The organism is Micromonospora sp. U56 (assembly GCF_018070095.1).
Taxonomy (GTDB): Bacteria; Actinomycetota; Actinomycetes; order Mycobacteriales; family Micromonosporaceae; genus Micromonospora; species Micromonospora purpureochromogenes.
This window is the reverse complement of record NZ_JAGPYL010000022.1, coordinates 38,306-59,218: the sequence shown is the minus strand read 5'-3', so window position 1 is coordinate 59,218 and position 20,913 is coordinate 38,306. Positions and strand designations below refer to the sequence as shown.

Annotated in this window: 21 protein-coding genes; 11 read left to right on the top strand and 10 right to left on the bottom strand. The window is 72.1% G+C overall.

The features are described 5' to 3' along the window. Positions 1-82: 82 nt before the first annotated feature. Positions 83-1,666: an acyl-CoA carboxylase subunit beta gene (locus KBX37_RS11025; protein ID WP_210775798.1), complete on the top strand. Its 1,584-nt coding sequence runs from the start codon at positions 83-85 to the stop codon at positions 1,664-1,666. Positions 1,667-1,719: 53 nt separating this feature from the next. Here the strand turns inward: KBX37_RS11025 and KBX37_RS11020 are convergent, their stop codons facing one another. The 4 genes from KBX37_RS11020 to KBX37_RS11005 form a co-directional block, all read right to left on the bottom strand. After that, the gene (locus tag KBX37_RS11020; protein WP_210775797.1) at positions 1,720-2,607 is read right to left on the bottom strand and encodes a hypothetical protein; all 888 of its coding nucleotides are present in this window, start codon (positions 2,605-2,607) and stop codon (positions 1,720-1,722) included. After that, positions 2,607-3,098, bottom strand: coding sequence for a SigE family RNA polymerase sigma factor (locus KBX37_RS11015; protein WP_210775796.1), 492 nt, complete (start codon positions 3,096-3,098; stop codon positions 2,607-2,609). The genes KBX37_RS11020 and KBX37_RS11015 overlap by 1 nt, the downstream gene beginning before the upstream one ends. A gap of 61 nt (positions 3,099-3,159) precedes the next feature. After that, positions 3,160-4,143 (bottom strand): ketopantoate reductase family protein, encoded by a 984-nt coding sequence (locus KBX37_RS11010; protein ID WP_210775795.1) that lies wholly within the window; start codon positions 4,141-4,143, stop codon positions 3,160-3,162. A 25-nt stretch (positions 4,144-4,168) separates the two neighbouring features. Then, on the bottom strand, positions 4,169-4,912 hold the full coding sequence (locus KBX37_RS11005; RefSeq protein ID WP_210775794.1) for a M50 family metallopeptidase: 744 nt from the start codon (positions 4,910-4,912) through the stop codon (positions 4,169-4,171). A 156-nt stretch (positions 4,913-5,068) separates the two neighbouring features. Between KBX37_RS11005 and KBX37_RS11000 the strand changes: the two genes are divergently transcribed. Then, positions 5,069-5,821: a GH25 family lysozyme gene (locus KBX37_RS11000; protein WP_210775793.1), complete on the top strand. Its 753-nt coding sequence runs from the start codon at positions 5,069-5,071 to the stop codon at positions 5,819-5,821. Between the two features lie 76 nt (positions 5,822-5,897). Here KBX37_RS11000 and KBX37_RS10995 read toward each other — a convergent pair whose 3' ends face one another. Both KBX37_RS10995 and KBX37_RS10990 read right to left on the bottom strand, forming a co-directional pair. After that, on the bottom strand, positions 5,898-6,128 hold the full coding sequence (locus KBX37_RS10995) for a hypothetical protein (protein ID WP_210775792.1): 231 nt from the start codon (positions 6,126-6,128) through the stop codon (positions 5,898-5,900). A gap of 89 nt (positions 6,129-6,217) precedes the next feature. Next, positions 6,218-8,137, bottom strand: a complete 1,920-nt coding sequence (locus KBX37_RS10990; protein ID WP_210775791.1) for a serine/threonine-protein kinase — start codon at positions 8,135-8,137, stop codon at positions 6,218-6,220. A gap of 91 nt (positions 8,138-8,228) precedes the next feature. On the opposite strand from KBX37_RS10990, the gene KBX37_RS10985 reads away from it, so the two are divergent. The 7 genes from KBX37_RS10985 to KBX37_RS10955 all read left to right on the top strand — a co-directional run bounded on the left by KBX37_RS10985 (position 8,229) and on the right by KBX37_RS10955 (position 13,238). Continuing rightward, a complete protein-coding gene (locus KBX37_RS10985; RefSeq protein ID WP_210775790.1) occupies positions 8,229-8,441 on the top strand; it encodes an acyl-CoA carboxylase subunit epsilon in 213 nt (70 codons plus the stop codon). Positions 8,442-8,568: 127 nt separating this feature from the next. Next, the gene (locus tag KBX37_RS10980) at positions 8,569-9,021 is read left to right on the top strand and encodes a hypothetical protein (protein WP_210775789.1); all 453 of its coding nucleotides are present in this window, start codon (positions 8,569-8,571) and stop codon (positions 9,019-9,021) included. Then, positions 9,018-10,412 carry a hypothetical protein gene (locus tag KBX37_RS10975; protein WP_210775788.1) on the top strand — a complete coding sequence of 465 codons (1,395 nt, stop codon included), beginning with the start codon at positions 9,018-9,020 and terminating at the stop codon, positions 10,410-10,412. The genes KBX37_RS10980 and KBX37_RS10975 overlap by 4 nt, the downstream gene beginning before the upstream one ends. Positions 10,413-10,471: 59 nt before the next feature. Next, entirely contained in the window at positions 10,472-11,590 is a 1,119-nt protein-coding gene (locus tag KBX37_RS10970) for a S8 family serine peptidase (protein ID WP_210775809.1), read from the top strand. Then, positions 11,587-11,865 carry a hypothetical protein gene (locus KBX37_RS10965; RefSeq protein WP_210775787.1) on the top strand — a complete coding sequence of 93 codons (279 nt, stop codon included), beginning with the start codon at positions 11,587-11,589 and terminating at the stop codon, positions 11,863-11,865. The genes KBX37_RS10970 and KBX37_RS10965 overlap by 4 nt, the downstream gene beginning before the upstream one ends. Before the next feature lie 53 nt (positions 11,866-11,918). After that, positions 11,919-12,575 (top strand): nucleoside triphosphate pyrophosphatase, encoded by a 657-nt coding sequence (locus tag KBX37_RS10960; protein WP_210775786.1) that lies wholly within the window; start codon positions 11,919-11,921, stop codon positions 12,573-12,575. Between the two features lie 9 nt (positions 12,576-12,584). Then, positions 12,585-13,238 (top strand): O-methyltransferase, encoded by a 654-nt coding sequence (locus KBX37_RS10955; protein WP_210775785.1) that lies wholly within the window; start codon positions 12,585-12,587, stop codon positions 13,236-13,238. Positions 13,239-13,381: 143 nt separating this feature from the next. Here KBX37_RS10955 and KBX37_RS10950 read toward each other — a convergent pair whose 3' ends face one another. From KBX37_RS10950 to KBX37_RS10935, 4 genes are all read right to left on the bottom strand, one after another. Next, positions 13,382-14,680: a sugar MFS transporter gene (locus KBX37_RS10950; protein ID WP_210775784.1), complete on the bottom strand. Its 1,299-nt coding sequence runs from the start codon at positions 14,678-14,680 to the stop codon at positions 13,382-13,384. A gap of 58 nt (positions 14,681-14,738) precedes the next feature. After that, the gene (locus KBX37_RS10945; protein WP_210775783.1) at positions 14,739-15,494 is read right to left on the bottom strand and encodes an ABC transporter permease; all 756 of its coding nucleotides are present in this window, start codon (positions 15,492-15,494) and stop codon (positions 14,739-14,741) included. A 23-nt stretch (positions 15,495-15,517) separates the two neighbouring features. Then, the gene (locus KBX37_RS10940) at positions 15,518-16,477 is read right to left on the bottom strand and encodes an ATP-binding cassette domain-containing protein (protein WP_210775782.1); all 960 of its coding nucleotides are present in this window, start codon (positions 16,475-16,477) and stop codon (positions 15,518-15,520) included. A gap of 122 nt (positions 16,478-16,599) precedes the next feature. Continuing rightward, complete coding sequence (locus KBX37_RS10935; protein WP_210775808.1) at positions 16,600-17,211, bottom strand: PadR family transcriptional regulator; 612 nt, start codon at positions 17,209-17,211, stop codon at positions 16,600-16,602. Between the two features lie 148 nt (positions 17,212-17,359). Here KBX37_RS10935 and KBX37_RS10930 point away from each other — a divergent pair, with 148 nt between their 5' ends. After that, positions 17,360-19,111, top strand: coding sequence for a biotin carboxylase N-terminal domain-containing protein (locus tag KBX37_RS10930; RefSeq protein ID WP_210775781.1), 1,752 nt, complete (start codon positions 17,360-17,362; stop codon positions 19,109-19,111). A gap of 281 nt (positions 19,112-19,392) precedes the next feature. Next, positions 19,393-20,832 (top strand): GuaB1 family IMP dehydrogenase-related protein, encoded by a 1,440-nt coding sequence (locus tag KBX37_RS10925; protein WP_210775780.1) that lies wholly within the window; start codon positions 19,393-19,395, stop codon positions 20,830-20,832. The last annotated feature ends 81 nt before the right edge of the window (positions 20,833-20,913 follow it).

Below are 20,913 nucleotides of genomic sequence, written 5' to 3'. Positions count from 1 at the left end.
CGTCAGCCTACGGGCCGGCGACGGACGGTATTGAGGCGTACTGCACAGCGGCGTCGTCCTGAACCATCGTTATATTCCCTGGGTGACTACCGAGACCGGGATCAACATCCACAGCACCGCGGGCAAGCTGGCGGACCTGGAGCGACGGGTCGACGAGGCGGTGCACGCCGGGTCGGCGCGCGCGGTCGAGAAGCAGCACGCGCGGGGTAAGAAGACCGCCCGGGAGCGGATCGAGCTGCTGCTCGACGAGGGCTCCTTCGTCGAGCTGGACGAGCTGGCCCGGCACCGCTCGACGGCCTTCGGGCTGGAGAAGAACCGCCCGTACGGCGACGGCGTGGTCACCGGCTACGGCACCGTCGACGGCCGGCAGGTCTGCGTCTTCGCCCAGGACTTCACCGTCTTCGGCGGCTCCCTCGGCGAGGTCTTCGGCGAAAAGATCGTCAAGGTGATGGACCTGGCCATGAAGATCGGCTGCCCGGTGGTCGGCATCAACGACTCCGGCGGCGCCCGGATCCAGGAGGGGGTCGCCTCCCTCGGGCTCTACGGCGAGATCTTCTTCCGCAACGTCCGGGCCAGCGGCGTCATCCCGCAGATCTCGCTGATCATGGGCCCGTGCGCGGGCGGCGCGGTCTACTCCCCGGCCGTCACCGACTTCACCGTGATGGTCGACCAGACCTCGCACATGTTCATCACCGGCCCGGACGTCATCAAGACGGTCACCGGTGAGGACGTGGCGATGGAGGAGCTGGGCGGCGCCCGCACCCACAACTCCCGCAGCGGCAACGCGCACTACCTCGCCACCGACGAGGAGGACGCGATCGAGTACGTCAAGGCGCTGCTGTCGTACCTGCCGTCGAACAACCTCGACGAGCCCGTCGTGTACGAGGCCCCGGCCGACCTCGACATCTCCGCCGAGGACCGGGAGCTGGACACGCTGATCCCGGACTCGGCCAACCAGCCGTACGACATGCACCGGGTCATCGAGCACGTGCTCGACGACGGCGAGTTCCTCGAGGTGCAGCCGCTCTACGCGCAGAACCTCGTCATCGGCTACGGCCGGGTCGAGGGGCGCCCGGTCGGCGTGGTGGCCAACCAGCCGATGCACTTCGCCGGCACCCTGGACATCGCCGCCAGCGAGAAGGCCGCCCGGTTCGTGCGTACCTGCGACGCGTTCAACATCCCGGTGCTGACCTTCGTGGACGTTCCCGGCTTCCTCCCCGGCACCGGGCAGGAGTGGGACGGCATCATCCGGCGCGGCGCGAAGCTGATCTACGCGTACGCCGAGGCGACCGTCCCGAAGGTCACCGTGATCACCCGCAAGGCCTACGGCGGCGCGTACGACGTGATGGGCTCCAAGCACCTCGGCGCGGACCTGAACTTCGCCTGGCCGACCGCGCAGATCGCGGTGATGGGCGCGCAGGGCGCGGTGAACATCCTCTACCGCTCCGAGCTGGCCGGCGCCGAGGACCCGGCCGCCGTCCGGGCCGAGAAGATCGCCGAGTACGAGGACACCCTGGCCAACCCGTACATCGCCGCCGAGCGCGGCTACGTCGACAGCGTGATCCCGCCGCACGAGACCCGCGCCCAGATCGTCCGCGCGCTGCGGGTGCTGCGCACCAAGCGGGAGACCCTGCCGCCGAAGAAGCACGGCAACATCCCGCTGTAGCGAGCGTCATCGGATGATCCCCGCGTGCTCCGTGGCCGCGGGGATCTTCCGCTTCAGCAGCGCGGGTTGGCGGCGACGCAGAGCCGACCGGCGGCGGTGCGAGCGAGCCCCTCCAGGTCGGCCTGGCTCAGGCCCGGGCCGGGACCGGTGCCGTCGGCCTTGAGGGTGTCCGGCCCCGTGCTGATCACGGTGACCAGGTCACCGACCCGTACCACCATGGTGGCCTCGACCTCTGGCGGGAGCTTGATCGCGGTGCCGTCGGCGACGCTGGCCGGCGGCAGCGACACGTGGCGCAGCAGCACGGACTCGTCGCCGGCGAACCCGCTGACCGACCGCTCCCACCGGTGCGGGGTCACGGTCGCCACCGTCCTGCCCCCCAGCTGCCCCGATCCGGTGATCTCCCACTGGGCGCAGGCGTCGAGCAGCAGGGCGACGGTGCCGAAGAGCAGCCGGCTCTGTGCCGGGTCGATGCGGTAGACGTCCTGGGTGAGCAGCGGTGGCGCGACCCCGTCGACCGGCCGCAGCAGGGTCTGCGACCTCGAATAACGCGACGTCGCCGCCGAGGGCACACCCCGCTCGCGGCCGCACGCCTCCAGTACCGGATCGACCCGCACCGCCTCACCCAGGCCGGCCGCCCCGATCTGCGCGCCGGTCTTCAGCCGCACGTCCCGCGCGGACAGCAGCGCCTCGTGCGGGATCTCGGCCGGCCCGGCGGTCGCCGTCGACGCGGAGACGGCCGCCACCGGCGGCGCGGTCGCCCCTGACCGGCCCGCCACCACGTACCCGGAACCGGAGAGCACCGCGAGTACGGCGGTCGCCGCCAGCGCCGCCGTACGCCGGCTGCGTCGCCGGGCCCGGGCGCGGATCTCCTCCGGCTCGGCCCAGCGGACCCCACCGAGGTCCCGGTGCAGCCGGTCGACGAAGTGCAGGTCCTCACGCATCAGGCCTCCTCCAGGTCAGAGACGGCGAGCAGCCCGGCCAGCGCGGCGCGCCCCCGGGAGAGTCGGGCCTTCACCGTGCCGACGGGGGCCTCGGTCTGCCGGGCCACCTCGGCCACGGGCATGCCGAGCAGGTAGTACAGGGCGAGCGCGGTGCGCTGTTCCTCGGGGAGCCGGCGCAGCGCGGCGACCACCTCGACCGTGTCGACGCCGGGGCCGGGCACGCTCTCCTCGGCGCCGTGCCGCAGATACGCCCGGGTGCGACTGCGCAGGCTGCGCCAGCGGCTGACCGCGATGCGGGAGGCCACCACCCGCACCCACGCCTCCGGGTCGTCGTACCCGCTCACCGTCGACCAGCGCTGCCAGGCCCGGATGTACGCCTCCTGGACGGCATCCTGCGCCTCGGTCACGTTGCCGGTCAGCACGTAGACGAAGCCGAGCAGCCGTTGCCGGCTGCCCCGGTAGAACTCGTCGAACCCGTCGACGTCGGGCACGTGCTCACCTCCCGTGGCGTTCGGAGGGGACACGCGCGGCGGCACCACGCCGGTTGCCGGATCAGCCGATCATCTTCGCCAGTTCCGCGGGCGGGAAGCCGCCGGCCGGGATGCGCTCCCGGGCCGCCCGGCGCACCGCGTACGCGACGGCGGCGTTGGCCGGGGTCGGCACCCCGTGCAGCCGACCGAGCAGGACGATCTCGCCGTTGAGGTGGTCGACCTCGGTGGAGCCGACACCCCGGGCCAGGCTCTGCCAGGTGGAGCTGCCGGACCGCTCCTGCCCGTCGACCGGCCGGTGCCCGACCCGGTCGCCCCGCTCGGCGGCCTCCTCCTCGGTGCTGGTGTGCGCGATTCCCGCCGCGGCGAGCACCGCCCGCCCCTCCGCGCGGACCCGGTCCCGCAGGTCGACGGGGACGTCCCCGCCGAGCAGCGCCTGGAGCCCGTTGCCGAGGTTGGCCAGCAGCTTGCCGTACTTCCACCGCATCACGTCGTCGCGCACCGGGGCGACGAAGCCGGCGCCGGTGAGGTCGGCGGCCACCACCTGATCCAGCGCGTCCGAGCCGGCCGGGTAGCGCCCGAGGTGCAGCATCCCCGGGTGCGGGTACCCGTTGGCGACGACCACGCCCGGCTCCAGGTGGGTGGCGGGCAGCCAGACGCAGACCGCGTGCACCCGGGCGAAGAGCCGCAGCGCCGTCGGCTCGTTGGCCACCCCGTTCTGGGCGGTGAACAGCGGCAGCCGTTCCCCCGCCGTGCCGCCACCGGCGACCGGCGCGTCCGCCCAGGCGGCCAGCGCGGCCGGGCTGTCCTGCGACTTGACGGTGAGCACCAGGACGGTGTCGGCGGGCAGCGGCCGCTCCCCGGGAGCGTCGGTGGCCGGCCCGCGCCAGGTCGCCGTGCGGTCCGGGGTGCGCAGGGTCAGCCCGCGCCGCCGGATCGCGTCCAGGTGCGCGCCGCGGGCCACCAGCGTCACGTCGTGGCCGGCGTCGGCCAGCCGTACGCCGATGGTGCCGCCGACCGCGCCCGCCCCGATGATCACGTACCGCATGCGGCCATTCTGCTCCCCCGACCGGTCAGAGGGTCAGGCCGGCGTCGGTGAGGATCGGGCCGGTGAGCAGCGCCGCGCCGACGGCCAGGGCGAGCAGGTTCACCAGGGCGAACACGGTCACCCAGAACAGCGGGGGGAACGGGGTCAGCCGGGCCAACTGGTCGGCGTCGGACTGCGGCATCCGGCCCCGGCTACGCATCCGTTGCAGCTCCACCACCGGCCGCACCCCGCCGAGGAGCAGGAACCAGACGCCGGTCCAGGCGAAGGCGGCCTGCACCTGCGGCGCGGCGTACCAGGAGACGGCGAGCACCACCCCGCCGGTGACCAGCAGCGACAGCACGCCGAAGACGTTGCGGATGAGCACCAGCATGGCCAGCAGCAGCGCCACCGCCAGCCAGAGCAGCAGGGTGATCCGGTTGCCGCCGAGCAGCCAGGCCCCGGCGAGGCCGACCAGCGACGGGGCGACGTACCCGGCCAGCAGGGTGAGGATCATGCCGGGGCCGGTGGGGCGGCCGGCGGAGAGGGTGAGGCCGGAGGTGTCCGAGTGCAGCCGGATGCCGTGCAGCCGGCGCCCGGTCAGCAGAGCGGCGAGGGCGTGGCCGCCCTCGTGCGCGATGGTCACCGCGTTGCGGGCGACCCGCCACGGCAGCCGGGTGGCGACCACCACCAGCGCGACGACGGCGGTGACCAGGACGAGCAGCGGGGGTGGGTCGGGCTGCGCGCCGAGGAGCTTGTCCCAGAGGTCGCCCAGCCCGTTGATCGACACCATGGGCGGGGAGCCTACCGGCATGCCGCGGCTGACCGATACGGATCAGGTAGGAAGCAACATACGGGCGTCGATGAAAATTTCCTTGCACCCTCTTGCGATCTAGGGCAACTACCTCCAAGGATTGGCGTCAATCGATCGGCGTCTTCGGAGGCATCCATGACCCGTACCAGATTCTCGCTGCGCCGGCTCCTCGCCGCCGGCCTCACCGTCGTCGCCACCGCGGCGGCGGCCCTCGTCGCCACCACCGGACCGGCGGCCGCGGCCACCACCCCCGGCATCGACGTCTCCCGCTACCAGGGCACCATCAACTGGACCAGCGTCCGCAACGCCGGCATCCAGTTCGCCTTCATCAAGGCCACCGAGGGTACGAGCTACAAGGACCCGAACTTCAACAGCAACTACACCAACTCCTACTACGCCGGGGTGATCCGCGGGGCGTACCACTTCGCCCGGCCGAACATCTCCGCCGGCTCGACCCAGGCCAACTACCTGGCCTCCAACGGCGGCGCCTGGTCGGCCGACAGCCGGACCCTCCCGGCGGCGCTGGACCTCGAAGCCAACCCGTACAGCGGCGGCTACTGCTACGGCCTGAGCACGACCGGCATGCGGAACTGGGTCCAGGACTTCCTCAACACCTACCGGTCCCGCACCGGCCGGTATGCGGTCATCTACACCACGACGAGCTGGTGGAACCAGTGCACCGGCAGCTGGACCGCGCCGTGGGCGAACCACCCGCTCTGGATCGCCCGCTGGTCCACCAGCCCCGGCACCCTGCCGGCCGGCGCCCCGTTCTGGAGCTTCTGGCAGTACACCAGCACCGGCTCTGTCTCCGGGATCAGCGGCAACGTCGACCGCAACTACTGGAACGGCGACCGGACCCGGCTGATCGCGCTGGCCAACAACACCTGATCCGCAGCCCGCACGAGTCGGCGGCAGCGGGACCGGTGATCAACCGAGTCCGGCTGCCGCCGTCGTCCGTTCGCGTTCAGGCCCTCCGTCGCGTGGCCATCGACACGGGCACGGCCTCCTCGCCGGCCAGTGCGGACCGCCGGGACAGGCGCCAGGCGGCGACTGCGGCAGCGGTGACCGTCACGACGGCGAGCAGCGCGACCAGCACCGGCATACCGGCACTGACCAGCAGCAGAACGATGTCGCCGAGGGCGACGAGCATCCACAGTGCCAGCCTCGGGCGGGCATCCTTGCGTCGGTAACCCATGTCGTGCCTCCTTCCGTCGTCTCGGGAGGGATACCCCGAACGACGGAAGGTCATGCGAATCCATTTCACAAGGACGCGATTCCCGCGCGTCAGCCCTGCCGGTCGGGCTTGAACCCCTTGACGATCTGGTCGAAGTTGGCGAGGTTGGCCTGCCAGTCCTTGTCGGCGACCTCCCACCGGATGGCGTAGCCCCGGTTGCTCGCCGTGACGAAGCCCCGGTTGCGCACGTGGATGCGGGTGTTGTCCCGACTCTCCAGCCACTCCCAGTCGGCGCAGGTCCGGTGCCAGTCGCAGCGCTTGATGCCGAGCAGCTGGTAGTTGCTGACGAACTTGCGGCGGTCCGGCTCGATCGCCTTCCAGTCCGCGTACGCGTCGGGCTTCGGGTTGCTCGTCCACTGCACGAGCATCTCGCCCACGTCGTTGCGCTGGAAGAACACGACCGTGTCCGAGCTCGTGCGGCGGGCGCTCCAGCCCGGCGGGAGGGGAACCGAGAAGGTCGGCCCCCTGTGCAGGCTCCAGCCCGCCGGCAGCGCGTTCGGGTCCGTCGACGGGGTGGCCGAGGGCGTCGGACTGGGCGGGGCGGCGCTGGTCGGCGCGGGCGCGGCCGGCGCGGACGCCGGGGCGGCGGCCGACGAGGTCGCGGCGGCGCCGGTCGGGCCGGCCTGCTGCCCGCCCTGCTCCGGGTCGTCCTCGCCCCGGCCGAGCAGCGGCACGAGCACCGCGAGACCGACCAGCAGCGCCAGCACCAGCGCGCCGATCAGCAGATTCCGCTTCTGCCGGCCACGCTTCGTCCCGTCGTACACGGCACCGGGAAGGCGCTCGGCGGGCGCGGGCGCCGGGCTCACCGGGGCCGGCATGACCGACGTGGGGTTGCTCGGCTTGTTCGACCGGTCCACCTTGGCCGTCGGCTCCGCGTCGGCGGCCGGCCGCGGCGGGTCGACCTTCGCGGTCGGCCCGGCGTCGACGCTCGCCGGCACCTTGCTCGTCTCGTCCTCAGTGGTGGCGGCGACGCCGGCCGCCGCGGCGGCACCAGCCGGGGCCTGCTCGGCGCGTGGCGCGGGTGGCTTCGGGGCCGACTCGGCGCTCTGCTCGGCCGGACGCGGGGCCGGCACCAGCGGCTTGCGCGGCTCGCGCGGACCGTTCGGCCCCGGCCGGCGTACGCCGTCCAGCAGCGAGATCCCCTTGGCGCGCTTGCCGCCGGCCCGGCGCAGCAGGCGCTCGGCCACCTCGGCGGTGATCCGCTGCTCCGGGTCCTTGCGGAGCAGGCCCTGGAGCACCGGCTTGAGCGGCCCGGCGTTCTTCGGCGGCGGCAGCGGTTCGGTGGCCAGCGCCGCCAGGGTGGCGATCGCCGACGACCGGGCGTACGGGGACTTGCCCTCCACGGCGGCGTAGAGCGTCGCGCCCAGCGACCACAGGTCCGCCTCCGGACCGGCCGTGCCGTCCTTGGCCCGCTCCGGCGCGATGTACGCGGGCGAGCCGAGCACCATGCCGGTGCGGGTCACGTTCGGGTCGCCGGGGATGGTGGCCAGACCGAAATCGGTCAGTACCACCCGGCCGTCGTTGCCGAGCAGGACGTTGCCGGGCTTGATGTCGCGGTGCATCACGCCGGCCTTGTGCGCCGCCTTCAGCGCACCGAGCACACCGAGCCCGATCTCCACCGCGCGGGCCGGCGACACCGGGCCGTCCTCGGCGAGAGTGTCCTGCAACGACTTCGACGCGACGTACTCCATGACGATCCACGGGTCGCCGTCGGTGCGCAGCACGTCGAAGATGCGAACCACGTTGACGTGGTTCAGCCGGGCGATCGCCCGGGCCTCCCGCAGCGAGCGTTCCCGCATCTCGCGGCGCTCGTCGCTGGTGAGACTGGGTGGCGGGACGAGCTCCTTGATGGCCACGTCCCGGTGCAGCACCTCGTCACGCGCCTTCCAGACCCGGCCCATGCCGCCCTGACCGAGCGGCGAGATGAGCCGGTACCGGTCAGCGACAAGTTGGGGAAGCGCGTCAGACATCGCAGAGACCGTACCCGGCGCCACCGATGCTCACACCGCCGGCACGCCACTGTCCGGCGAAGGTCAAGTTCGCGACGCGTACGCTGACGCCATGTCTGCCGAAGAGCCGCTGTTCCGAGTCGTCCGGGGCGCCCCGACCGCCGACGAGTTGGCCGCGCTGGTGGGTGCGATCGTCGTCCGGTCCCGACCTGCCGCCGCGCCCGCGCCGGTGACCACGTCCGCCTGGGTGCGCAGCGCCCGACCGACCGTCGCGGCGCCCTCCGCCGGACCCGGCGCGTGGCGCTCCTCCGGCCTCCCCCGCTGACCCTTCGGCCAATCCGACCGGATTGAGCTGGGGCGGGGCCACGGTGATGTCCTGAGGACTGCCGAGATCGCTCCGCACCCATTAACCTCACTCAGGGAAACGGGGCCGTGACAGGTAGGGAGGATCGATGATCCCTGAGGAGGACCGGCCAGCTTCCTGGCTGCGCGACTACGGCGGCATCGAGGCCGACATCCGCCAGATGAGCGAGTTCGCCGACCGGCTCCAGGCCGAGGTCGAACGCAACTACGCGCCACACCTGTCGTACATCGCCGACGACATGAGAGCACCCGTACCCAACCCCTGCGACGCCTTCGTCGAGCTGGTGCAGTTCCTGCACGCCCATTGGGAGACCCAGCAGGCCACCGCGAACATGGTGCGCGACCTGGGCGGGGCCACCGGTCACCTGGCCTCCGCGGCCGGCCGGATCGCTGCCGACTACCGGGGCGCCGACGCCTTCGCCTCGGCGCGGGTGGCCGACGTGGAGGCGGCGCTGGCCAACCCGTACTCCACCATGCCCGGCGGTCGACCTCGGTTGCCCGATCCCACCGGCCCGGACGGCGGGCCGGTGGTGCTGCCGTGATCGACAGGGGCAGCGGCCGGACCTCCGGCCTCACCGACTGGCAACTGATGGACGTGCTCAGCATGTGGGCCTGTGTCCAGGACCACGAGACGCAGGGACACTGGAAGCAGGCCGCCGGCTGGCGCAAGGTCTGCGACCTCGCGATGACCCACCTGCGGCGGCTGCACGAGTACCGGCGCGGCCTGGCCGAGGCGTGGCCCCCGGAGACCAACGCGGCCGCGCGGGCGTACCTGGCCGAACTCGACCAGCTCATCGACCGCGTCCAGCACACCCACGACGCCGCCGCCGCCAACCACGACGCGCTCGCCGCCGCCACCCGCGCCATCGACAGCGCCCGGCCCGAGCTGAAGAGGCTCTACGAGCAGTACTCGACCAAGCTCCAGCAGAAGCGGTCGTACGAGGCGACGCTGGCGGATCCGAAGGCGGCGGCGGGCAGCCGGGTGGTCGATCCGCCGGTGACGGACGTGGAGTTGGAGCAGCTGAACACCAAGGCCCGGGGGATCATGTACGGGCTGAGCGGCGAACTCCAGCAGGCCCACGTGATGCTCCAGAAGCCACCACCGGCCGTCCGGCCTCACCCGAGGATCGAGGAGGCTGGACGGGATCCCTACGGCTCCGTCGGCGCCGCCCCGGTCATCCCGCCGATCGTTCCCGTACCCGTTGCAAGCTCTCAACAGGTGGTTCGTCGGGCAGCCCCCACCGAGCGAGTTGCGACACCCATCGCCCCTTCAGTCGGACCTGTTCTCGGTGCAGGACCAGTGTTGGGAAGAGCAAGCACTGGCGTTGCACCTCCCCCCGTCGGAACAACCCTCCCAAGCATGGCTTCCCCTACAACGCCGGCATCTCCCTCGGGAGTCAACATTGGAATGCCTCCGGCCTTGCCGCCAGCCGCGAAATCTGGACGCCTGCCGAATGCCTCCATCCGGGGTGGGCTCGGACCCAACAGTGGGGTAAACGGACAGCCACACATCGGCCCTCCACGCCCGATGGCTCCTGGCGGCCTGATAGGCGGGGTGCCTGGCATGGGCCTGGGGCAGCCAGGCGGCAACCCGCAACCACGGCGGGTAAACCCGCTTGGCGGCGTAATTGGCGGAGGCGGTGCCGGTACTTCACCGACGGGCGCAGCAGGCTCTCGTCCCGGCAATGGCCGTGCCTCAAACCTGGTCGGATCGCATGGCATTCCGCCCATTGGCGGCTCGCCAGGCAATCTCAATGCTTCGGGAGTGCATCCAACGTCTGGGCGGAGCGGCCGGCAGCAGAGCGATGACGAGGTCCGACGCTGGGATCCCGACCACCCTTGGGAAATCGACGAGGGGGTCTCCCCGGTAGTGCGCCCGCCCGATGATGACGGTCCGATCGATCCCGGGCCGGCTATCGGCTTCCATCGGTGACTAGCCCCGAGGGGCGACTGACCTGCGCCCTCGCGGCCGCATCGACGGCTCTACTGGCCATGGTCCTGTCGACACTCCCAGCACTCCCCTCTCAGGCCGCACCGACACCCGATGGCTCTACCCGTGTCCGTGGCGATCAATGGCACTTGCGCTACCTGAGAGCCGCAGAGGCTCAAAGGGTCAGCCAGGGTGAGGGTGTTGTGGTTGCCGTTCCAGACACGGGAGTGGATCCTCATCCTGACTTGGTAAATAACCTTCTGGCCGGCGTGGACATGATCCCGGGTGGAGGTGGTGACGGGCGACGAGATGGGAATAGCCATGGCACTTGCATGGCGGGCCTCATCGCCGCTCACGGACGCGGCGATATCGGAGTCCTGGGAATTGCCCCTAAGGCAAAGATCTTGCCCATCTACGACACTCCTCCTAATGGTCTGGGTCAGCCGGACGACCTAGCCAAGAGCATCGAATACGCAGTACGTAACGGTGCCGACGTGCTCAGCATCTCGGCAACAGGATCTCCCACCGTCGCGATGCAACAAGCCATCAAGACCGCTCTAAATTCGGACGTCGTGGTCGTAGCAGGGGCAGGCAACGCGCCCCGCGAGGACCGAGTTAGCTACCCAGCATCGGTGGATGGCGTCATAGCAGTCGGTGGCGTCGATAGCAGAGGAAGGCATGCCGAAGTCTCGGTAACGGGTCCGGAGATAGATGTAGTAGCGCCTGCGGTTGGCATCTATTGCACGAGCATGAATGGTCGGTATCGAGAAAGCACAGGTACGTCTGACGCAACAGCTATTGTTGCTGGGGCAGTAGCCTTAATAAGAGCTGAGTACCCCGACCTGCCCGCTTCTGAAGTCGTGCACCGACTCACCGCCACCGCCGTCGACAAAGGCCCACCGGGCCGGGACGACGAGTACGGCTACGGCGTCATCGACCTGGTGGCAGCGCTGACCGCCGACGTACCCCCGCTCCCGCCCGACTGGGCGACGGCGACCCCACCCCCGAACAACACACCCACCACGACGGTGGCGGCCGAGCCTGCCGGCGATCACAGCGACGACAACTCGACCGCCCGTGGCCTGGCCACGCTCGGCGTGATCGTGGCGGCGGCAGGCGGCTACCTGCTCTGGCGGCGACGCCGAAACGCTGACGACCCGCCGCCACGGATCAGCCGTTGACGACCGGCCTCCACCGCTTCCGCGTGGACCAGGTGTTCGACCTGACCGCCCGGGGCGGGCTCGTCGCCTGCGGGACCATGCTCGACGGCACACCTGTCGGCGGGCTCTGCTTCGTGGACGAGCTGACCGGCGCGCCGATCCGAGTCATCGCCGTCGACTTTCCCACCCCGACCACCCAACGCACCGGCCAGCATCTCCTCGTCGTCTCTCGTGAGGACGCGGCGCTGGTGCGACCGGGCCGGGTCTGGGCAGGGCATGTCCTCCCTGAGTCCTGACGCCCGGCCGGTCGCCCGCCCGTCCCGGCAGCCCAGCCGGTAGCGTCGGAATCGTGCCGAACTCCCTGCCACTGCGCCTCGTGCTCGCCAGCCAGAGTCCCGCCCGTCGCAAGCTCCTCCAGGCCGCCGGGATCGAACCCGACGTGCTGGTGAGCGGCGTCGACGAGTCCCAGGTGGTCGCCGACCGGGCGGAGGATCTCAGCCTGGAGCTTGCGCGCCTCAAGGCGCTCGCGGTGCTCGACCGGCTACGCGCCACCCCCGACGAGCGGACGCTGGTGCTCGGCTGCGATTCGGTGCTGGGCTTCGACGGGGAAATCCTGGGCAAGCCGGCGGACGCCGCCGACGCCACGGACCGCTGGCGACGGATGCGCGCGCGCAGCGGGGTGCTGCACACCGGGCACTGCCTGATCGACGTGACGCACGAGGCGCGAGCGGAGGCGGTCGCGTCCACGGTCGTGCATTTCGCCGACATCAGCGACGAGGAGATCGCCGCGTACGTGGCGACGGGCGAGCCGCTGGCGGTGGCCGGGGCGTTCACCATCGACGGGTTGGGCGGGGCGTTCCTCACCGGCATCGAGGGTGACCCGGGCACGGTGGTGGGGCTGTCCCTGCCGCTGCTGCGTCGACTCCTCGGCGAGTTGGAGCTGAGCATCACGGACCTGTGGACGAAGGTCGCGCCGGGGGGCCAGGAGGTCGAGAATCTCGGCTAGCGTCCGTTCATGACCACCAAGCCGTTGCCGCTGACTCCGGAACTGCACGCCTACCTCGTCGCCCACGGCTCGCCGCCGGACGAGATCATCCGCGACCTGGCCGAGGAGACGCTGGCCGCCCTCCCCGATGAGGCGATGATGCAGGTGGCGCCGGAGCAGGCCGCGTTCCTGACCTTCCTCACCCGGCTGCTCGGCGTGCGGCGGGCGGTGGAGGTGGGCACCTTCACCGGGCTCTCCTCGCTGGCGATCGCCCGGGGGCTGCCCGAGGACGGCCGGCTGACCTGCTTCGACATCTCAGAGGAGTACACCGGCATCGCCCGGCGGTACTGGGAGCGCGCGGGCGTCGCCGACCGGATCGAGCTGCGCATCGGCCCGGCCGGGGAGACGCTGCGTGAGCTGCCCCAGGAGCGGCACCTGGACTTCGCCTTCATCGACGCGGACAAGACGGGTTACCCGGTCTACTGGGACGAGCTGGTGCCCCGGATGCGCGCGGGCGCGGTCATCGCGGTGGACAACACACTGCGCGGGGGCCGGGTGCTCGCCCCGCAGAACGCCGACGACCGGGCGATCGCCGCCTTCAACGACGAGGTGCTGGCCGACGTGCGCGTCGAGGCGGTCATGCTCCCCATCGCCGACGGCGTGACCCTCGCCCGGGTCCACTGACGGACCTTGCGGCCTGTCGCGGTGTCGAGCCGCCCGGACACCCCGACACACCGCAAACCGCGCCCCGCGATACCGCGCCGCACCGAACCGCGACACACCGCGTCGGGCCCGAGGGCGAGGCGGGGGTGGCTGACGGCGGAGGGTCAGGCGCCGACCAGGGCCGGGGCGCGGTCGTCGTCCGTGGGCGTGGCGCGCAGGGCGCGGCCGAGTCGCACGGTCAGCAGCAGAGCGGCGGCGATGAAGCCGGGCAGCAGCAGGAAGGCCAGGTGCGGTCCGACCCCGTCGGCCACCGCGCCGAGCGCCACCGGCGCGATCCCGAAACCCACCCCCATCGAGTACGCGGACCAGCCGGCCGCCTTGTCGGCGGCCGGCCCGGCGACGGCCAGCGCGATCGAGATCGCGAGGGGGTAGTGCAGCGCGTTGCCGAGTCCCAGCACCACCAGGCCGGTGACGGCGAGCCAGCCGACGGGCGCGAGCCAGAACAGGGCGAACCCGGCCAGCGACACGGTCAGCGCGCCGAGCAGCAGCGGGGCGGGCGGCCAGCGCAGGGCGATCCGGCCGCCGGCCAGCCGGCCGAGGAACATGCCGCAGACGATCGCGGCGACGGCGGCCGACGCGGAGGCGGCGGTCATCCCGGCGTGCGAGCGGAGCACGTCGGCGGTCCAGAGCGACAGGCAGACCTCGATCGAGCCGGTGACCGACATCAGCACCCAGGCGATCCAGTACGCCCGGGGCAGCCGTCCCGCCACGCGGTCGACGGCGCCGGCACGGCCGCTGAGGGGTACGGGGACGTCGTCGGCCCGGGCCACATCGCCGGGCGCCGCCGCCGAGGCGGGCGCCCCGACGGGGTCGGCGGCAGCCGCGGCAGCGGGGGCGGCCTGCGGCGGGCGTACCCGGGAGCGGCGGGCGGCGAGCGCGACCAGCGCGATCAGCCCGACCTCGACGGCCATCACCGGTCGCCAGCCGAAGCCCGCGTCGACGCTGGCGCCGATGACCAGCGGGGCGAGGATGCCCATGCCGGCGCAGACGGCGTTGGCCTCGGTGAGCGCGGCGGGCGCGGCGGGGCCGTGCCGGGCGGTGAGGACGACGGCGACGCCGCTGACCACGATCATGCCGGCGGTGGCCACGGCGGCGACCGCGGCGAGGGTGGCGGGCAGCGGGCGGACCAGGCCGAACGCGGTGACGCCGGCGGCGACCCCGGCCAGCCCGGCCCAGATCGCCCCGGCCCGGCCGATCCGCCGGGCCAGCGGGGCGAAGAGCGCCCCGCCGAGCAGGGCGCCGACGGCGATGGCGGTGCTGTGCAGGCCGGCGACGGCGGCGCTGGTGCCCTGCTCGTCACGGAGCAGCGGTACGACGGGGCCGAACCCGTAGAGGAAGAAGCCCCAGAGCCCCAGCTGGGCGTAGGTCAGCCAGGTGGTCCTGTCATGGGTGAGGCGGGGCACCGGCCTTACGCTACAAGCGGCTGGCCGGTGCCCCGCCCCCGGTGAGAGACAGCTCTCGTCAGCGGACGCTGCGGGCGAACTGCCGGGCGGCCCAGATGACGCCGGCGACGGCGAGCACCGCGGTGATGGTCAGCCCCTGCCACACCTTGTCGTTGCCCAGGTCCCCGGCGAAGAGCGCCCGGGTGCCGTCGACCGCCCAGGAGAACGGGTTCCAGTCGGCGATGCCCTGCAGCCAGCCGGGGGCGAAGGTGAGCGGCAGCAGGATGCCGGAGAGCAGCAGCACCGGCTGGGCGACGGTGTTCATCAGCGGGGCGAGCGCGTCCTCGCTCTTGACCTTGAGCGCGACACCGTAGGAGACCGCCGAGGTCATCAGCGCGATCAGGGCGAGCATCAGGTACGCCAGCAGCAGGTCACCGATGAAGACGCGCAGGTCGAACAGGAGCGCGAGCAGGGTGATGATGACCGCCTGCACGAGCAGCGAGACCACGTCCCGCAGGGAGCGGCCGAGCAGCAGGGCCAGCCGGCTGACCGGGGTGACCCGGGAGCGTTCGATGACCCCGGCGCGCAGCTCGGCGATCAGGCCGAAGCCCTGGAACAGGCCGCCGAAGATGGCCAGCAGCACCAGCAGGCCGGGTACGAAGATCTTGTAGGCGGCGGCCTGGGTGGGCGCGTTCAGGGCCGGCTTGAGCAGCGGGGCGAAGAGCAGCAGGTACATCACCGGCTGGAAGACGCCGACGAAGACCCAGACCGGGTTGCGCAGCAGCAGCTGGATCTGGCGCTGGAAGATGAGCCAGGTGTCGCGGGCGAGTTTCATGACGGTTCTCCTGTGATGGATGCTCAGGACTCGCGCAGCGAGCGGCCGGTCTTGGTGAGGAAGACGTCGTCGAGGCTGGGGCGGTGCAGCTCGATCGAGGAGAGCGTGAGCCCGGCGCTGTCGAGCCGGCGGAGGATCTGCGGGATGGCGGTGGCGCCCTCGTCGACGTAGAGGCGCAGGCCGCCCTCGTCGGCGGTCTCCAGCTTCTTGACGAACTCCTCGCCGTCGAGCACCTGCGCGGCCTGCGGCGTGCTGGCCACGTCGAGGCCGACCAGCACCACGTCGCCGGAGATCTCCCGCTTCAGCTCGGCCGGGGTCCCCTCGGCGACCACCTCGCCGTGATCCATGATCGCGATCCGGTCGCAGAGCGCGTCCGCCTCGTCGAGGTAGTGCGTGGTGATGAAGACGGTCATGCCCTCGGTGCGCAGCCGGCGGATCTCGTCCCACATGTGCGCGCGGCTCTGCGGGTCGAGGCCGGTGGTCGGCTCGTCCAGGAAGACGATCTTCGGTTCGTGGATGATGCCGAGGGCGATCTCCACCCGGCGCCGCTGGCCGCCGGAGTACGTCTTGCACTTGCGGTCGGCGTACTCGGTGAGCTGGAAGGCGTCGAGGGCGCGGGCGGCGCGGCGGTGCGCCTCGGCCTTGGCGATGCCGTACATGCGGGCGTGCAGCACCAGCTCCTCGCGGGCGGTGGACTCGTTCCAGGTGCTGCCGCCCTGGGCGACGTAGCCGATCCGGCGACGCACCTCGGCCGGGTCCTTGCGCAGGTCGGCGCCGGCGATGGTGGCCTCGCCGCCGTCGGGCTCGATGAGCGTGGCGAGCATCCGCAGGGTGGTGGTCTTGCCGGCGCCGTTGGGGCCGAGGAAGCCGAAGATCTCGCCCTCGGCGACCTGGAGGTTCACCCCCCGTACGGCGTCGACCGTCTTCGTCTCCCGACCGGCGCGGGAGCGGAAGGACTTCCGCAGCCCCCTGGTCTCGATCATGTCTGCTCCTGGTCGTCCGGGCCGGACGCGCCGGCCGCCTGTCCCCCGGGGCCGCCGGACGGCGCGCTCCCCCGTGGTGCGCGAAGAGGCTAACGCGATATAGCTCTTGTGGTCAACGTTGATTATTCCGTGTTCACGTCACGGGGCGGCGCGCCGTTGGTCCACCCCGACCAGCCCTCCGCCCCGGCGAGTCCAGCAGGCAGGTACGACACCCCGGACTCGATCCGCTCGGCGATCCGGTCGCACCAGGCCACCTCCGCCTCGGCGCGGGCCGCCCAGAGCTCGAACATCCACGCGACGTGCACCGGCTTGGTGTTGCGCATCCAGTCGGAGTCCAACGAGGCACGCATCGATTCGACACCGGCGCGCAGCAGGTTCGCCCGGTTCCGCAGCGCGGCGGCGGCCTCCTCGCGGGGCATCGCCGGCAGGAAGGAGAAGGCCGCGACGAACGGGTCCGGCGTCTCGTGCAACTGCCACCACAGGCCGCGCAGCAGCGTCTCGAACTCGTCCTCCCCCTTCGGCGTCACCTCGTAGGTGGTGCGGGCCGGGCGGGCGCCGACCTGCTCGGTCGCCACCTCGCGCAGCAGCCCCTCCTCGGTCAGCTTGCGTAGGGCGTGGTAGATCGATCCGGGTTGCACGTTGGCCCACCGGTCGGCGTTCCAGCTGAGCAGCTCGCGGCGCACGTCGTAGCCGTGTACCGGTTGCATCCACCGGACCAGGCCGAGAATCATCATTCGAGTCGCAGACACCGGACAAGCGTAATAAACAAGTTTGACTAGGGCGCGGCCGGAACAGTGCGCCATCCCACACTGAGCGATCGTTAGGGCCATCAGAGTGACCGATACACTCCCGGTCAACGACCTCCCGGGAGGAGCCTTCAAGGTGCGCAAGGTACTCATCGCCAACCGCGGCGAGATCGCCGTCCGCGTCATCCGCGCCTGCCGCGACGCCGGCCTGGGCAGCGTCGCCGTCTACGCGGACTCCGACCGGGACGCCCTGCACGCCACGCTGGCGGACGAGGCGTACGCCCTCGGCGGCGACACCGCGGCCGAGACGTACCTGCGGATCGACAAGCTGATCGACATCGCGGGCCGGTCCGGCGCCGACGCCGTGCACCCCGGCTACGGCTTCCTTTCCGAGAACGCCGACTTCGCCCAGGCCGTCATCGACGCCGGGCTGACCTGGATCGGCCCCACCCCGCAGGCGATCCGCGACCTCGGCGACAAGGTGACCGCCCGGCACATCGCCCAGCGGGCCGGCGCGCCCCTGGTCCCCGGCACCCCGGACCCGGTCGGCAACGCCGACGAGGTGATGGCGTTCGCCGTCGACCACGGCCTGCCGGTCGCCATCAAGGCGGCCTTCGGCGGCGGGGGGCGCGGCCTCAAGGTGGCCCGCACCATGGAGGAGATCCCGCACCTGTTCGAGTCGGCCACCCGCGAGGCGGTCGCCGCGTTCGGCCGGGGTGAGTGCTTCGTCGAGCGGTACCTGGACAAGCCCCGGCACGTCGAGGCGCAGGTCCTCGCCGACCAGCACGGCAACGTGATCGTGGTCGGCACCCGCGACTGCTCGCTGCAGCGCCGGCACCAGAAGCTGGTCGAGGAGGCCCCGGCGCCCTTCCTCACCGCCGCGCAGCGCACCCAGATCCACGAGAGCGCCAAGGCGATCTGCCGGGAGGCCGGCTACCACGGCGCCGGCACCGTGGAATACCTGGTCGGCGCGGACGGCACCATCTCCTTCCTGGAGGTAAACACCCGGCTCCAGGTCGAGCACCCGGTCACCGAGGAAACCGCCGGCGTCGACCTGGTCCGCGAGCAGTTCCGGATCGCCGACGGCGAGAAGCTGCGGTTCTCCGAGGACCCGACCCCGCGCGGGCACTCCATCGAGTTCCGGATCAACGGCGAGGACCCGGGCCGCAACTTCCTGCCCGCCCCGGGCACCATCACCGCCCTGCGCCTGCCGACCGGGCCGGGCGTGCGGGTGGACACCGGCATCTCGGCCGGCGACGTGATCGGCGGCAACTTCGACTCGCTGCTCGCGAAGGTCATCATCACCGGCGAGACCCGGGCCGAGGCGATCGAGCGGGCCCGACGGGCGCTGGACGAGATGGTCGTCGAGGGCATGGCCACCGCGCTGCCGTTCCACCGGCTGGTCGTCCGGGACGAGGCGTTCACCACCGAGCCGTTCACCGTGCACACCCGGTGGATCGAGACCGAGTTCGACAACATCGTGCCGCCGTTCACCGCCGCCGCCGGCGCCGCCGAGGCGCCGGCCGGTCGCGAGACCGTCGTGGTCGAGGTGGCGGGCAAGCGGCTGGAGGTCAGCCTCCCCGCCGGCCTCGGCGCGGGTACGACCAGCGCCGCGCCCGCCGCCCGCAAGCCGGCCCGCCGGGGCGGCGGCGCCAAGGCCGGCGCGGCGGTCAGCGGCGACGCGCTCGCCTCCCCGATGCAGGGCACCATCGTCAAGATCGCCGTGGCGGACGGGGACACCGTCGCGGAGGGCGACCTGGTGGTGGTGCTGGAGGCGATGAAGATGGAGCAGCCGCTGCACGCCCACAAGGCCGGTACGGTCAGCGGGCTGTCGGCCGAGGTCGGCGCGGTGATCACCGCCGGCGCGGTGATCTGCACCATCGCCTGACCCCGGTCGGCACGCCCCTTCTCCGGTGCGCCGGGGGCGCAACACCACTGTGAGCCATATGCCTGGGAGTCATATTTATGCCTCTCAGGCATATCGCTGACCAGTCATATGCCCGGTCGCCGCGACACGCCCGACGCGACACCCACCATCGGCCCGCTCCTGCCCACCGGCGGGCGGGCCGTACCCCCGGGTCGCTTCGCCGGCGGCGGGCGGCGGCCCGGCGGGGGTGGTTTGGGACACCAGCGGCGGCGGATGGGGCCGCGAGCAGGAATGATGGCCGGGTGCGGTTCCTTCATGGCGCGGTCCCCGCGCACGACCTGACCTACAACGACGTCTTCATGGCGCCGGCCCGCTCCGAGGTGGGCTCGCGACTCGACGTCGACCTGGCCACCGGCGACGACACGGGCACCACCATCCCGCTGGTGGTCTCCAACATGACGGCGGTGTCCGGCCGCCGGATGGCGGAGACCGTCGCCCGGCGCGGCGCGATCGCGGTCATCCCGCAGGACATCCCGATCGAGGTGGTGGCCAACGTCGTCGCCTGGGTCAAGCAGCGGCACCTGGTCCACGACACGCCCATCACGCTCGGCCCGACCGACACCGTCGGCGACGCCATTCACCTGCTGCCGAAGCGGTCGCACGGCGCGGTAATCGTGGTCGACGAGGCGGGCCGCCCGCTCGGCGTCGTCACCGAGGCGGACACCGTCGGCGTGGACCGCTTCGCCCAGCTGCGGCACGTGATGTCGACCGAGCTGCACACCGTGCCGGCGGACGCGGACCCGCGTACCGGCTTCGACCGGCTGTCGGCCGGGCGGCGCCGGCTGGCCCCGGTGGTGGACGCCGACGGCCGGCTGATCGGCGTGCTGACCCGGCAGGGCGCGCTGCGCGCCACCCTCTACCGGCCGGCCGTGGACGACCGGGGCCGGCTGCGCGTCGCCGCCGCCGTCGGCATCAACGGCGACGTGACCGGCAAGGCGGAGGCGCTGCTGGCCGCCGGGGTGGACACCCTGGTGGTGGACACCGCGCACGGCCACCAGGAGCGGATGATCTCCGCGCTGCGGGCGGTACGCAAGCTCGACCCCGCGGTGCCGGTGGCGGCGGGCAACGTGGTCACCGCCGAGGGCGTACGCGACCTGGTGGAGGCGGGGGCCGACATCGTCAAGGTCGGCGTCGGTCCGGGTGCCATGTGCACCACCCGGATGATGACCGGCGTGGGTCGGCCGCAGTTCTCCGCGGTGCTCGACTGCGCGGCGGCGGCCCGGGCGCTCGGCCGGCACGTCTGGGCCGACGGCGGCGTGCGGCACCCCCGGGACGTGGCGCTGGCGCTCGCCGCCGGGGCGTCCAACGTGATGATCGGGTCGTGGTTCGCCGGCACCTACGAGTCCCCCGGCGACCTCTACACCGAGCCGGACGGCCGGCGGTACAAGGAGAGCTTCGGCATGGCCTCGGCGCGGGCGGTCAGCGCGCGTACCGCCGAGGACAGCGCCTTCGACCGGGCCCGCAAGGCGGTCTTCGAGGAGGGCATCTCCTCGGCCCGGATGTACCTGGACCCGACCCGGCCCGGCGTCGAGGACCTGATCGACGAGATCATCGCCGGGGTACGCAGCGCCTTCACCTACGCGGGCGCCCGCAACCTGGACGAGTTCCACGAGCGCGCGCTGGTCGGCGTGCAGAGCGCGGCCGGCTACACCGAGGGCATGCCGCTGCCCACCAGCTGGTGACCACCCCGCCCGACGCGGGCGGTTGACCTCGTTCGCGGCGTGTCGCGGTGTCCGGGTGGCGGGACACCGCGACACGCCGCA

Bases quoted from the DNA above. Each gene is read 5' to 3' on its own strand.
- KBX37_RS11005 (WP_210775794.1), bottom strand. From the start codon at position 4,912: ATGGTGTCGATCAACGGGCTGGGCGACCTCTGGGACAAGCTCCTCGGC.
- KBX37_RS10945 (WP_210775783.1), bottom strand. From the start codon at position 15,494: ATGAAACTCGCCCGCGACACCTGGCTCATCTTCCAGCGCCAGATCCAG.
- KBX37_RS10995 (WP_210775792.1), bottom strand. From the start codon at position 6,128: ATGGGTTACCGACGCAAGGATGCCCGCCCGAGGCTGGCACTGTGGATG.
- KBX37_RS11020 (WP_210775797.1), bottom strand. From the start codon at position 2,607: ATGCGTGAGGACCTGCACTTCGTCGACCGGCTGCACCGGGACCTCGGT.
- KBX37_RS10935 (WP_210775808.1), bottom strand. From the start codon at position 17,211: ATGATGATTCTCGGCCTGGTCCGGTGGATGCAACCGGTACACGGCTAC.
- KBX37_RS10990 (WP_210775791.1), bottom strand. From the start codon at position 8,137: ATGTCTGACGCGCTTCCCCAACTTGTCGCTGACCGGTACCGGCTCATC.
- KBX37_RS11010 (WP_210775795.1), bottom strand. From the start codon at position 4,143: ATGCGGTACGTGATCATCGGGGCGGGCGCGGTCGGCGGCACCATCGGC.
- KBX37_RS10955 (WP_210775785.1), top strand. From the start codon at position 12,585: ATGACCACCAAGCCGTTGCCGCTGACTCCGGAACTGCACGCCTACCTC.
- KBX37_RS10980 (WP_210775789.1), top strand. From the start codon at position 8,569: ATGATCCCTGAGGAGGACCGGCCAGCTTCCTGGCTGCGCGACTACGGC.
- KBX37_RS10970 (WP_210775809.1), top strand. From the start codon at position 10,472: ATGGTCCTGTCGACACTCCCAGCACTCCCCTCTCAGGCCGCACCGACA.
- KBX37_RS10940 (WP_210775782.1), bottom strand. From the start codon at position 16,477: ATGATCGAGACCAGGGGGCTGCGGAAGTCCTTCCGCTCCCGCGCCGGT.
- KBX37_RS11000 (WP_210775793.1), top strand. From the start codon at position 5,069: ATGACCCGTACCAGATTCTCGCTGCGCCGGCTCCTCGCCGCCGGCCTC.
- KBX37_RS10985 (WP_210775790.1), top strand. From the start codon at position 8,229: ATGTCTGCCGAAGAGCCGCTGTTCCGAGTCGTCCGGGGCGCCCCGACC.